This window comes from Streptomyces sp. M92, assembly GCF_028473745.1.
Classification (GTDB): Bacteria; Actinomycetota; Actinomycetes; order Streptomycetales; family Streptomycetaceae; genus Streptomyces.
The window spans coordinates 7,668,678-7,680,776 of the sequence record NZ_CP101137.1 but is presented as its reverse complement, the minus strand read 5'-3'; the positions used below and the strand labels follow the sequence as shown (position 1 = coordinate 7,680,776).

The 12,099-nt window shown below is 74.8% G+C and carries 10 protein-coding genes; 4 read left to right on the top strand and 6 right to left on the bottom strand.

Annotated elements, in window-relative coordinates:
* Window positions 1-1,689, top strand: a 1,689-nt coding sequence (locus M6G08_RS35430; RefSeq protein WP_272591212.1) for a LuxR C-terminal-related transcriptional regulator, incomplete at its 5' end; no start/stop codon positions are given.
* A gap of 398 nt (window positions 1,690-2,087) precedes the next feature.
* On the opposite strand, the gene M6G08_RS35425 is transcribed toward M6G08_RS35430, so the two are convergent.
* The gene (locus M6G08_RS35425; protein ID WP_272591211.1) at window positions 2,088-2,969 is read right to left on the bottom strand and encodes an aminoglycoside phosphotransferase family protein; all 882 of its coding nucleotides are present in this window, start codon (window positions 2,967-2,969) and stop codon (window positions 2,088-2,090) included.
* Between the two features lie 130 nt (window positions 2,970-3,099).
* Here M6G08_RS35425 and M6G08_RS35420 point away from each other — a divergent pair, with 130 nt between their 5' ends.
* On the top strand, window positions 3,100-4,509 hold the full coding sequence (locus M6G08_RS35420; RefSeq protein WP_272591210.1) for an NAD(P)/FAD-dependent oxidoreductase: 1,410 nt from the start codon (window positions 3,100-3,102) through the stop codon (window positions 4,507-4,509).
* Between the two features lie 45 nt (window positions 4,510-4,554).
* Here M6G08_RS35420 and M6G08_RS35415 read toward each other — a convergent pair whose 3' ends face one another.
* The gene (locus M6G08_RS35415; RefSeq protein WP_272591209.1) at window positions 4,555-6,057 is read right to left on the bottom strand and encodes an MFS transporter; all 1,503 of its coding nucleotides are present in this window, start codon (window positions 6,055-6,057) and stop codon (window positions 4,555-4,557) included.
* A gap of 94 nt (window positions 6,058-6,151) precedes the next feature.
* Window positions 6,152-7,312, bottom strand: a complete 1,161-nt coding sequence (locus M6G08_RS35410) for an NAD(P)-binding protein (RefSeq protein ID WP_272591208.1) — start codon at window positions 7,310-7,312, stop codon at window positions 6,152-6,154.
* Window positions 7,313-7,477: 165 nt separating this feature from the next.
* Between M6G08_RS35410 and M6G08_RS35405 the strand changes: the two genes are divergently transcribed.
* Complete coding sequence (locus M6G08_RS35405) at window positions 7,478-8,194, top strand: pentapeptide repeat-containing protein (protein WP_272591207.1); 717 nt, start codon at window positions 7,478-7,480, stop codon at window positions 8,192-8,194.
* Window positions 8,195-8,224: 30 nt separating this feature from the next.
* On the opposite strand, the gene M6G08_RS35400 is transcribed toward M6G08_RS35405, so the two are convergent.
* Entirely contained in the window at window positions 8,225-8,725 is a 501-nt protein-coding gene (locus M6G08_RS35400; protein WP_073729667.1) for a hypothetical protein, read from the bottom strand.
* Window positions 8,726-8,809: 84 nt separating this feature from the next.
* Between M6G08_RS35400 and M6G08_RS35395 the strand changes: the two genes are divergently transcribed.
* On the top strand, window positions 8,810-9,799 hold the full coding sequence (locus tag M6G08_RS35395) for a bifunctional GNAT family N-acetyltransferase/NUDIX hydrolase (RefSeq protein WP_272591206.1): 990 nt from the start codon (window positions 8,810-8,812) through the stop codon (window positions 9,797-9,799).
* 24 nt (window positions 9,800-9,823) lie between these two features.
* On the opposite strand, the gene M6G08_RS35390 is transcribed toward M6G08_RS35395, so the two are convergent.
* Together M6G08_RS35390 and M6G08_RS35385 are read right to left on the bottom strand one after the other, a co-directional pair.
* Window positions 9,824-11,230, bottom strand: coding sequence for a M1 family metallopeptidase (locus M6G08_RS35390; RefSeq protein ID WP_272591205.1), 1,407 nt, complete (start codon window positions 11,228-11,230; stop codon window positions 9,824-9,826).
* 91 nt (window positions 11,231-11,321) lie between these two features.
* Complete coding sequence (locus M6G08_RS35385) at window positions 11,322-11,909, bottom strand: GlcG/HbpS family heme-binding protein (RefSeq protein WP_272591204.1); 588 nt, start codon at window positions 11,907-11,909, stop codon at window positions 11,322-11,324.
* Window positions 11,910-12,099: the final 190 nt, after the last annotated feature.

The window sequence follows — 12,099 nt, the reverse complement described above, 5'->3', positions numbered from 1 at the left end:
CCGGCCGCCGGACCGCCCTGGGCGCTGCGCGTGCTGCGGGACGCGGTGACCGTCGCCGTCCACGACGGCCGGCCCGCCGACGCGGTCGCCTACCTGCGCCGGGCGCTGGACGAGCCGCTCGCCGACGACCTGCGGCAGCGGCTGCTGACGGAACTGGGCTCCCTGGAGTACGCGTCGGCCGACGCCCCCGCCGCCATCGCGCGCCTCGCCGAGGCCCAGCACCTGCCGGCCGAACCCCGCAACCGGGTCCGTACGGCCGTCGCCCTCGGTACCGCCCTCGCGGCCCGCGGGGAGATCCGTACGGCCATGGACGTACTGCGCCGCACGGAGGGCCGGCTGTCCGGGCACCCGGGTCTCGCCCGCACCGTGCAGGCCGCCGGAGCGCTGCTGTCCGACGAGGACCTGGCGACCCGCCAGGAGGTGTACCGGTCGCTGTGCGAGACCGGCGAGCACACGCCGGAGGTGCTGGGCACCGCCGGGCAGGTGCTGCTGGTGCGGTACGGGGCGACCGCCGGGCTGATCTCGGCCGAGGAGGCGATGACGCGCGTACGGGCCCTGCTCGCACTGCCCGGCGACCCGCTGGCGGAGCCCTTCCTGCTGGGTACGGCCGCCGCGGTCGCCCAGTGGGCGGACGAACTCGACGAGGCGGAACGGCTCGTGGAGCGCGGGCTGGCCGGGCAGCACCCCGCGCTGCTGCACCCGATGCAGCACGCCCTCCTCAACACCCGCGCCGACATCGCCGCCGCCCGCGGCGACCACGCCCGCCTGCTCGCCGACGACCGGCGCGGCGACACGGAGGCCTCCCGCACCGGGCCCACCAACCGGGACGCGCACGCCCTGATGGCGCTCGTCCACACCGGGCGCACCGAGGAGGCCGGACGGCTCGCGCACGCCTTCGACCTGCGCCGGGCGCCGGAGGGCTGGGAGGTGAACCGCTTCCTGTACGCGCGGGGCGTGCAGCGGGCCGCCGCCGGGGACCTGGTGGGAGCGGTGCACGACTTCCTGGAGTGCGGGCGGCGGCAGACGGCCCGTGACGTGGTCAGTCCCGTCGTCACCCCGTGGCGGACGGCGGTCGCGGAGTGCCGGCTGGCGCTGGGCGGCGGCCAGGACGCGCTGGCCCTGGCGACGGAGGAACTGCGGCTGGCCCGGGTGTGGAACACCCCGCGCACGGTGGGCCGCGCCCTGCGCGTGCTGGGCACCGCGACCGGCGGACGGCGCGGCCTGGAGCTGGCCGAGGACGCCGTACGGACCCTGCGGGAGGCACCCGTCGACACCGGCACGGAGCTGATCGAGGCGCTGCTCGCCCAGGGCCGCCAGCTCCTCGCCGCCGGTGAACGCGGCCGCGCCCGGAGCCGGCTGCGCGAGGCGGCGGAACTGGCCGAACGCAAGGGTGCCGTACGGCTGCTCGCCCTGGCGGGGCAGGCCCTGCGGGACAGCGGCGCCCGGAGTCCGGCGACCGCCGGGACCGGCTCCGGGGCGCTGACCGGCAGCGAGCGCCGGATCGCCGAACTGGCCGCCGCCGGCCGCACCAACACCGAGATCGCCGACCTGCTCCACCTGGCCCGGCGCACCGTGGAGACCCACCTGACCAGCACGTACCGCAAGCTCCGCATACGCCGCCGCACCGAACTCCCGGCCGCCCTGGGGTCCGCCCGGCCCCCCGAGGCCTGCCCGGTCACACGTGACTGAAGCCCTCCTCCGGCGCACACGGGCGCGCCCCGCGCTCACGGAAGCGCGGCCACCGTCCTGTGGACCGGGACGGACGCCAGGCCCTTGTCCGGGACGCGAACCGGCGCCGAGTCCCGCCACCCACCTCACCCGCCCCGCCCGCGGTTCACGGCGTGAGGCCCCTCCCCCGGCACCGACCCTCATCCTCGCCGGAGCGGGACGGGCCGGCGCTGAGGGGAGCCGGGCCGGGCCGTCGGCGGCGCCCGGGGGCGGTCGGTGTCGAGCCCCGTCCAGCGGCCGCCCGCGAGTTCACGGCGCCACGCTCGCCCGCCAGGAGCGATCCCGTTCCCCACCCCGAGCAGTGCGCGGCGGAGCCGCGGCCGGTCGCGTGCGGTGGTCGCCCGGCGATCGCCGACGGCTCACCGCGTGCGCAGCAACCGCCCGATCTCCAACTGCTCCGTCTCCAGCGGGTCGCCGTCCTCGACGTTCCACAGGCAGTTCTGCAGGACGCGGCCGAGGCTCCAGGCGCGGGCCCGTTCCCGGTCGAGACCGAGGATGTCGGTCATGGCGTCGAAGCGCCACAGGGTCTCGTCCGGGTCGTAGCGGTTGTCGAGGGCAGGCAGCAGGTCGAAGGCGGGGTCGCCGGCGAGCGGTTTGGGGTCGATGGCCAGCCACGGGGCGCGGTCGGAGCCGAGGACGTTGTCGTAGTGCAGGTCCCAGTGGAGCAGCCGGTCGCCCGGCTCGTCCACGACCTCCCGCACGGCGGCCGCGCAGTCGGCGACCAGGCGCCGGTCCGCGGGGTCGGGGATGCGCTCCAGGGTCCCCGGCGTCCGCTCCAGCATGCCCCGCGCGATGTCCCCGAGGCGGCGCAGGCCGGGCGGTGCCTCGGCGGCGGTGAGGTGGGCGAGCAGCCGGGCGATGACCTGGACGGCCTCGCGGGAGCCCGCGACGTGACCGAGCGTGCGGGCCGGGTCCAGCCGCTCCAGCAGCATGGTGCCGGTGGCCGGGTCGTGGTCCAGCAGCCGCACCGCGCCGTCGCCGTCCCACCGGCGCAGGGCGACGGGCTCGCCCTCGGTCTCCGCGTCGAGGAGCTGGAGCTTGAGTACGGCCGGGGCGCCGTCGCCGCGCACCACGGGCAGCACGAGGGCGGCCCAGCCGTGCATGGCGGGCCCGTCGAGGCGCAGCTCCCACCGGTCCAGGAACTCGGCCGCCAGCGCGGGCAGCGCGTCGACGAAGGCGCGGCCCGCCTCTCCGTTGTACTTCCTCTGCGAGGCCGCCAGCGCGTCCGGAACGTCGATCACGTCGGCCGACGCTACCGGCGTCCGGCGCCGCGGTCACCCGGATATCGGGCCGCCGGAAGCGTCCCGCGCCGGGAAATTCAACGGATTCCGAAGCAGACATCCCCCGCCCACCAGGGCTAACGTCCTGGCCATGAGCAGCCCGAGCAGCGGCGTCGTGAACGGCGGCATCTCCTACTGGTACGCGGACGACGGGCTTCCGGCGACGGTCCGGGAGCCGCTCGACGGTGACGCGTCGGCCGACGTGGTGATCGTCGGCGGCGGATACACGGGCCTGTGGACGGCCTACTACCTCAAGAAGGCCGCGCCCTTCCTGCGGATCACCGTCCTGGAGCAGAAGTTCTGCGGCTACGGCGCCTCCGGCCGCAACGGCGGCTGGCTCTACAACGGGATCGCGGGCCGCGACCGGTACGCCAGGCTCCACGGCCACGAGGCGGCCGTGCGCCTCCAGCGGGCGATGAACGACACCGTCGACGAGGTGATCCGCGCCGCCGGGGCCGAGGGCATCGACGCCGACGTCCACAAGGGCGGCGTGCTCGAGGTGGCGTGCACACCGGCGCAGGCGGCCCGGCTGAAGGCGTTCCACGAGGCCGAGCTGGCGTACGGCGAGAAGGACCGGGAGCTGTACGGCGCCCGCGAGACGGCCGAGCGGATCCGCGTCGCCGGCGCCGTCGGCTCCGCCTGGACCCCGCACGGCGCTCGCCTGCACCCGGTGAAACTGGTCAAGGGCCTCGCGGCGGCCGTCGAACGCCTCGGTGTCACCGTCCACGAGTCGACGCCGGTCACGGAGATCACCCCCCGGCACGCCACGACTCCCTACGGCACCGTCCGCGCACCCCACGTCCTGCGCTGCACCGAGGGCTTCACCGCCTCCCTCAAGGGCCAGAAGCGCACCTGGCTGCCCATGAACTCCTCGATGATCGCCACCGAGCCGCTCACCGACGAGCAGTGGGAGTCGGTCGGCTGGGCGGGCCGCGAGACCCTCGGCGACATGGCGCACGCCTACATGTACGCCCAGCGCACCGCCGACGGCCGGATCGCGCTGGGCGGGCGCGGAGTGCCGTACCGCTTCGGCTCCCGCACCGACAACGACGGCACCACCCAGGCGGCGACCGTCGACGCGCTGCGCGAGATCCTGGTCCGCTTCTTCCCCGCCCTCGCCGGGCTCCGGATCGAGCACGCCTGGTCGGGCGTCCTCGGCGTGCCCCGCGACTGGTGCGCCACCGTCACCCTGGACCGCTCGACGGGTCTCGGCTGGGCGGGCGGCTACGTCGGCTCCGGTGTCGCCACCGCCAACCTCGCCGCCCGCACCCTGTGCGACCTGGTCCTGCGGGACTCCGGCCAGGGCGGCCGCACCGACCTCACCGGCCTGCCCTGGGTGAACCACCGGGTGCGCCGCTGGGAGCCGGAGCCGCTGCGCTGGCTCGGCGTGCAGGGCATGTACGCCGTCTACCGCGAGGCCGACCGGCGCGAACGCGTCACGCACAGCGCCGGTTCCTCCCGGCTGGCGCGGATCGCGGACCGGGTGTCCGGCCGGAGCTGACGCACGTCGCGGGGGCCCCGCGTGGCGGGGCCCCCGCGACATCCCCTAGGCCACCGGTTCCGGCACCGGCCGGTCGGCCGGGGTGCCGTGCTTCGGGGCCTTCGCCGTCACCATCAGGCCCGCGACCAGGGCCGCCAGCAGCATGATGCCGGCGGCCAGCCAGATGGCGACCGTGTAGCCGTGGACGATGCCCTCCCGCACGACCTGCTCCCGCTGGGCCGGGTCGGAGAGGTGGGAGGTGATCCAGGAGGCGCTGGTGCTGGTCGCGACGGTGTTGAGCAGGGCCGTGCCGATCGAGCCGCCCACCTGCTGCGAGGTGTTGACCGTCGCCGAGGTCACGCCGGAGTCCTGCGGGGCGACCCCGGCGGTCGCGGTGGAGAAGACCGGCATGAAGGTCAGGCCCATGCCGAGGCCCATCAGGATCAGCGCGGGCAGGATCTCGGAGGCGTACGCCGAGTCCACGGTCATCTGGGTGAGGACCACCATGCCGCCGGAGGCGAGGAGCATGCCGGGGACCATCAGCATGCGCGGGCCCACGTGGCGCAGCAGCCGGGCCGAGATCTGCGTGGAGCCGATGACGATCGCCGCGGTCATCGGCAGGAACGCCAGGCCGGTCTTCACGGGTGAGTACCCGAGGATCTCCTGGAGGTAGTACGTCATGAACAGGAACATCCCGAACATGCCGATGACGGCCAGCATCATGGTCAGGAAGCACCCGGCGCGGTTGCGGTCCTTGATGACGTGCAGCGGCAGCAGCGGCACCGGCGCCCGGGTCTGCCACCACACGAAGACCGCGAGGAGGACGACGCCCGCGGCGAACAGCGCCAGCACCAGCGCGTCGGTCCAGCCGCGCGGCTGCGCCTCGCTGAAGCCGTAGACGAGGGCGACCAGCCCGCCGCAGCCCAGCAGCACGCCGGGCACGTCGAGGCGGGCGCCGGGCCGGCCGGGGCGGGTGTGCAGCAGGGCGAAGGCGCCGATCACGGCGGCGACGGCGACGGGAACGTTGACGTACAGGCACCAGCGCCAGTTCAGGTACTCGGTGAGCACGCCGCCGACGATGAAACCGACCGCGGCGCCGCTGGCCGCGAGCGCGCCGTAGATGCCGAAGGCCTTCCCGCGCTCCTTGGGGTCCGTGAAGGTCGTCGTCATCAGGGACAGCGCGGACGGCGCGAGGACCGCGGCGAAGACGCCCTGGAGGGCGCGGGCGCCGAAGAGCATCGCCGGGGTGGTGGCGGCGCCGCCGATCGCGGAGGCGACGGCGAAGCCGATCAGCCCGATGACGAAGGTGCGTTTGCGGCCCACCAGGTCCGCGATCCGCCCGCCGAGCAGCAGCAGTCCGCCGAAGGCGAGGGTGTAGGCGGTGATCACCCACTGCCGGTTGCCGTCGGACATGCCCAGGTCGCGCTGGGCGGAGGGCAGCGCGATGTTCACGATGGTCGCGTCCAGTACGACCATCAGCTGGGCCAGGGCGATCACCACCAGTCCCCACCAGCGGCGGGGGTCGGCTTCCGCGGGCGCGGCCGGCTCACCTGTCCGGGGGGCACTCATCTGGCCAGAAGACCACGAATCGGGTCGTACCGCATCCGCGTGAGGGCTGGGCCGGCGGTTGATTGGGCGGCAGCCGAAAGGCCGGACGGAGGCCTCAGGCATGCTTGAGATCAAGCTCGCGCCTGCCCAGTGCCAGCGACACCGCCGTCAGCGCGCTGTTGAACGACACCTCCGACAGCAGCCCCGGCGCGGCCACCTGGTCACCGGCGAGGTAGACCCCGTCGCCCCGGTCGACGGAGGGCCGGTCGCGCCACGTGCTGCCCGGCAGGTCCACGGCCCCGGTACGGCCGTTCGCGACCGCCTCCCGCCGCCAGGTCAGCCGCTCGCGCCAGCCGGGGAAGCCCAGGTCGAGCAGTTCCTCGGCGCGGGCGGTGCCGTCGGCCTTGGACTCGCCGGGCGCGATGGGGATCTGTCCCTGGATCAGCTGCTCGCCCGCCGGTGCCAGGGTGCGGTCCTGCGCGGTGAACCGCTCGATCCAGCCCGGCGCGTCCAGGTCCGAGACCGCGAAGGCGTCACCGCGCCGGGTCCGTACGGCCAGGTCGACCAGCGTGGTGCGCCCGCTCGGCCAGGTCAGCGAGGCGTCCCCCAGCAGGCGGCGGGCGGCGTCCAGGGAGGTGGCCACGACCACGGGGGTGTCGGTCGGGACCGTGTCGACGCGGGAGAGGGTCTCCATCCGGACGCCGAGGTTCCAGGCCAGGGCGGCCATCCGGTCGATCACGCCCGCCCAGCCGCCGCGCGGGTAGTGCGCCTCCGGCGGCAGTTTGGCGGCCCGGCGCAGCCGCTCCTGCACGAAGGCGGCGGACAGCGAACCGGGGTCGTGGTGGAAAAGGGCGACGGCGCAGTAGTGGGCGGCGGCCCGCGCGCCCTCCTCGCCCGCGATTCCCGACGCCCAGGTCAGGAAGTCGCTGTCCACGGGCGCCCGCCCCGCGCCCCGGCGCAGCAGCTTGAGCATGGCGAACGGCGGGGTGCGGCGCAGCACGCCCTTGTGGCGCAGCCGCAGCCGGGCCCCCTCCAGCGGCGGGATCGGCGCCAGCGGACCGATCAGGCCTCGCTGCTTGAGCCACGACCAGTGCGGGCCGCCGTTGTAGAGGGCGTGCGGACCGTCGTTGGTGCGGTAGGGGCCGTCGGCCGTCCGGGCCCGTCCGCCGAGCGTGTGGTGGGCCTCGTGCACGGTGACCTTGGCGCCCGCCTCGGCGGCGGTGATGGCCGCGGTCAGTCCGGCGAAGCCGCCGCCGATGACGGTGATGCGATGCATGGCTGTGGTTCTCCCTCGGGTCGGGGACGCCTGCGTGGTGCCTGTCCGTGAGTACGACGCCGCCGGGGGCGCCGAATGTGACATGCGGGCGTCCGCGCGGGCCGGGGCGGTCGGCCGGGGCGGACGGCCGGGTCGGTTGTCAGTGGCGGGGTGCAGCATGGGGGCATGGTGAGGAGAGCGGCGGGCGGTGGCGGTGCGGGTGCGGGTGCGGGGCCGGGTACGGCGAAGGTGCGGGCGGCCCGCCGCCCCGAGCTGCGGCTGCCGCCCCTGGAGCCGTACGACGGCGGCGGGCTGGCACCGGACGGGGACTACGACGGGCTGGAGTTCCGCGAGGCGGACTTCGCGGGCCAGGACGGCGCGGGCGCCCGCTTCATGGACTGCTCGCTGACGGGCTGCGCGCTGGACGAGACGTCGATGCCCCGCGCCCGGCTGCTCGACTCCGTCCTCGACGGCGTCCGGGGCGTCGGGACGAATCTGGCCGAGGCCACCCTGCGCGACGTCGAGCTGCACGACGCCCGTCTGGGCGGCACCCAGCTGCACGGCGCCGTGCTGGAACGGGTCCTGGTCCGCGGCGGCAAGATCGACTACCTGAATCTGCGCCGGTCCCGGCTCAAGGACGTGGTCTTCGAGGGCTGCGTCCTCGTCGAGCCGGACTTCGGGGGCGCCCGCCTGGAGCGGGTCGCGTTCGTGGACTGCGCCCTGAAGGAGGCGGACTTCAGCGCGGCGTCCCTCACGGACGTCGACCTGCGCGGCGCCGCCCCGCTGGAGATCGCCCGGGGCGTGGACCGCCTCTCCGGCGCGGTGATCAGCCCGGCCCAGCTGCTGGACCTGGCGCCGGTCCTGGCGGCGGAGCTGGGGGTGCGGGTACTGGCGGAGGAGTAGTCCGGCCTGGGAGCAGTGCGGCCGGGACGCTCAGGAGACGCGCGGGAAGCGGGCCTGGAGCGTCCAGATCGCCGGGTTGTCCGCCAGGTCCTCGTGCATGTCGGTGAGGTCGGCGATCAGGTCGTGCAGGAAGTCCCGGGCCTCCCGGCGCAGTTCGGCGTGGGAGAAGGACAGCGGGGGCTCGTCCGCCGGCACCCACTCCGCCTCGATGTCGACCCAGCCGAAGCGGCGCTCGAAGAGCAGGCGGTCGGAGGACTCGGTGAAGTCCAGCTCCGCACGCTGCGGCCGGGCGGCCCGGGAGCCCGCCGGGTCCCGGTCGACGCGCTCCACGATGTCGCACAGCGCCCACGCGAAGTCGAGCACCGGCACCCATCCCCAGGCTGTGGACAACTCCCGGTCCGCCTTGGTGTCGGCGAGGTACACGTCCCCGCAGAACAGGTCGTGCCGCAGGGCACGGACGTCCGCGCGGCGGTAGTCCGTCTGCGGCGGGTCCGGGAAGCGGGTGGAGAGGGCGTAGCCGATGTCGAGCACGCAGGAGATGGTGTCACGGCGGCGGACCGGGCGCGCCGTCGCGGGCCCCCGCGGGCGCCGGGGGCGTCGGATAGGTTGCCCGGCGTGATCATCACCCCGCTCCCCCTCACCCCCGACCGGGACATCCCCGGCCCCCTCCTCACCGAACTCACCGCCCTCTACGCCTCCAACCACGCTTTCCACGCGCTCGGCGGCGACTTCCCCGACCCGGACGACATCCGTCCGGAGCAGGTGGCGGCGGCGCTGGCCGACGAGTTGGCGCGGCCGGGCGCCGAGGCGCTGCTCGCCCGGGACGCGGGCCGGCTGGTCGGCGTCGCGGTCACCCTCGCCCGGCACCCCGACCCGGCCGACCCGGACCCCTGGATCGGGCTGCTGATGATCGACGCCGACCTGTGGGGGCAGGGGCACGGCCGCCGGCTCGCGAACCTCGTCGAGGACCGCTTGCGCGCCGCGGGCCGCACCGCGGTGCGCCTCGCCGTCCTCGACTCCAACACCGGGGGCCTCGCCTTCTGGAACGCCCTCGGCTACACGGCCGTGGACCACCGCCGGGACCACGCCCTCGGCCGGCCCTGCACGGTGCTGCGCCGCCCGCTGGACAGCGACCGGCCGCGCACCCCGCGCCGCGCCGCCCGGTTCGCCGTGCTCGACCCCCAGGGAGCGGTCTTCCTCTTCCGCTACGACAACACCGAGGTCGGCGTGTACTGGGCGATGCCCGGCGGCGGCCTGGAGGCGGACGAGAGCCCCCGCGAGGGCGCCCTGCGCGAGGTGCGCGAGGAGACCGGCTGGACCGACCTGGAGCCCGGCCCGCTGCTGTGCACCTGGGAACACGACTTCACCCACCCGAGCGTCGGCCCCGTCCGCCAGTACGAGCACATCTACGTCACCCGCGGGCCCCGCCGCGAACCCACCGGCCCGCACCTCGCCGCCTCCCACGCCCAGGACGGCATTCTCACCTGGAGGTGGTGGACCCGCGAGGAACTCGCCGACTCCCCCGACCCGCTCTGGCCCCCGGACCTGGCCCGGCTGCTCGACGCGTTCGAGGCACCCGAGGCGTCCGAGGCGCCGGGGGAGTGAGGCGGGAGGGACGGAGCCGGCCGCTCACGGGCTGTCCGGCCTGCCGTCCCCGTACAGCCAGTCCTCCCAGATCGCCGTGAAGTCCTCGTCGGGCGCCGACTTCTCCACGTAGGCGGTGAAGTCCTCGGTGGCCGCGTTGCCGTGGCGGTGCTCGGCGGCCCAGCCCCGCAGGAGGCCCGGGAACGCCTCGTCGCCGACCGCCTGGCGGATCTTGTGCAGGACCATCGCGCCGCGCTGGTAGACCGGGCTCGCCGAGATGTGCTCCGCGTCGGGCGGCTCGGCGGGCGGGAACGCCCAGATCGAGGCGTTCGCGTCCGCGTCGTCGTAGTAGGTCCCGTCGTAGAGCGCGTCGAAGGTCTCCTGGGCGGTGTCGCCGCCCTGGTCCTCCTGCCACAGCCACTCGGCGTAGGTGGCGAAGCCCTCGTTGAGCCACATGTCGCGCCAGGTCTCAGGGCTGACGGAGTTGCCGTACCACTGGTGCGCGAGCTCGTGGACGAGCAGGACGGTGTCGGGGGCGCCGGGGAAGTACGGCCGGTTCTGCGTCTCCAGGGCGTACCCGGCGTCCGCCACGCGGTCGACGATCGCACCGGTGGAGGAGAAGGGATACGGGCCGAAGTTCTCCACGGCCCACTCCATGACCTCGGGAATCCGCCCCAGCACCTCGCGGCTCGCCCCGGCCTGCCGCGGATCGACGGCCGTGTGGACCGGCAGCCCGGCGTCGGTGGTGAAGCGTTCCGTCTCCCATTCGCCGACGGCGACCGTCACGACGTGGCTCGCCATCGGCTCTCCGACGTGCCAGGTGGACGTCGTACGGCCGCCGTGGGTCGACTCGCCCGTCAACTCGCCGTTGGACACGGCACCGAGTCCTTCGGGCACGGTCACCCTCAGGTCGTACGTCGCCTTGTCGGAGGGGTGGTGGCTGCCGGGGAACCAGGCCATCGACCCCGTCGGCTGACCCAGCCCGACCGCGCCGTCGGCGGTGGGCAGCCAGCCCTCCTCCGAGTCGTCGGGGTCGGTGATGGTCACCGGTTCGCCGGAGTAGCGGACGGTGACGCGGAAGGTCTCCCCGTCGGCCAGCTCGTCGGCCGGGCGGACGGTCAGCTCCTGACCGGCCCGGTTGAAACGGGCGTCCCGGCCCTCGACGGTGACCTCCTCGACGTCCAGGCCCTTGAGGTCCAGGTTGAAGGCCGACAGGTCCTGGGTCGCGCGGGCGGTGATCGCCGCCGTTCCGGTGAGGTGCCGGTCGTCGGGGTCGTAGGCCAGAGTCAGGTCGTAGTGCCCGATGTCGTAGCCGCCGTTGCCCGCCTTGGGGAAGTACGGGTCGCGCACGCCCGAGCCGCCTGGAGCGCCGTCGACCGCGCCGCCACCGCTGCACGCCGCGAGGGCGGTGGCGGTGGCGGCGGCTACGAGCAGACGGGGGGTGGTGCGCACGTCGTGATCCTATGGGGCGTTTCACGTGAAACGCCCGTTGGGGCCGCCCGTTGGGACCGGCTGTGGGGACCGCCGGGAGGCGACCCGGGCTCTAGTCGATCGCCTCCGCGCCCGCCTGCGCGAACTTCTCGTCCAGGGTGCCGGACGGCGCGCCCGCCACACCGATGCCGGCGATCGGCGCCTTGCCCGACGTGACCGGGACGCCGCCGCCCAGGAACAGGGTGCCGGGGATGTCCTTCAGGTTCGGTGCGTTCTCCAGACGGCCCGCCAGCTCCGTCGTCGGGGCGTTCCAGGCGACGGCGGTGAACGCCTTCTTCACGGCCGACTCGTAGGACTGCGGACCGGCGCCGTCACCGCGCATGGTGAGGATCGTGTTGCCGTTGCGGTCGACGACGGCGACCGTGATCCGCTGGCCCTCCTTCTTCGCGGCCTTCAGCGCCGCCTGCGCGGCCTCGGTCGCGGCGTCGATCGTCAGGTGTGTGGAGGTGGTGGTGTCGCGCTTGCCGGCCTCGGCCGCGGCGGGGGCGGCGGCCACCGCGGAGCCCTGGGCCGCAGCGGGGGCGGAGGCGTTCGCCGCCACGGTGCCGAAGGTGCCGGCGGCGACCGCGGCGAGAACGGCGCCGCCGGTGGCGATGCGGGCGCGGCGGGAGAGGGCCTTCTTGATGGGCGTCTTCTTCATGGGTGTCTGCTCCTCGAAAGGGGGCGGGCTTCCGTCTGCTCTCCACCCTCCGTCCGGTCCCGGGGGTGCGCGGTCGCCGTTCCGGCTGCCGGTCGCGGACGGATCGGGCGACGGCGGGGTCGTCCGATCGGCTGACCCGCGGGCCGTCCCGAAGGGTCATCATGGGAGTGTTCGCGCAGCTCAGCGTCCT